This is a genomic window from Polyangium sorediatum (genome assembly GCF_029946465.1).
Lineage (GTDB): Bacteria > Myxococcota_A > Polyangia > Polyangiales > Polyangiaceae > Polyangium > Polyangium fumosum.
Window position 1 is genome coordinate 1 of the sequence record NZ_JARZHI010000183.1, and the last position, 505, is coordinate 505.

Sequence of the window (505 nt, forward strand, 5' to 3'; positions counted from 1 at the left end):
AAGAACGACTCGACGAGCTTGCGTTGCCCCGGGAATGCGGCGCGGAGCATCCCGTATGCCTTTTCGAGCGCCACGCGGACGGCGAGCCGTGCCTGGATCTCGGCGTCGCCGGCTTTGTTTTGCGCCATTTCGGCGGCGTCGAGCGCGTCGCGGATCACGAAGCTCTTCTCGAGCGCTTCCTTGAGGCCGGCCTGCGCGGCGGCCTTGCCCGGGAAATCCTCGACGTTCGCGAGCCGCTCCAGGATCCGCTCGGCGAGCTCGGGCTCCTCGCGGAGCTTCGCCTCGGTGATCTCCCCGGCGGTGCCCTCCTGGAAGACGTTCTTGTACACGGGATTGTCGCGGCTGCGCATGGCGGGGCCATTCAAGAGGGCATCACTCACGCCCATGATGCGCAGGTCGAGGATGACGTCCCGAATGCCGAACTGCGCGCGGAGCTTCGTCGCGGCCCTGCGCGCGGCTCGCTCCATCACGACAGCGCTGCCCAGCCCATCCGCGGCCGCCGTGA

The 505-nt window shown here is 68.5% G+C and carries 1 protein-coding gene; it reads right to left on the reverse strand.

The annotated features are described in order from the left end of the window. On the reverse strand, positions 1-470 hold a 470-nt coding region (locus QHF89_RS49930), incomplete at its 3' end, for a hypothetical protein (RefSeq protein WP_284722037.1). Positions 471-505 lie beyond the last annotated feature (35 nt).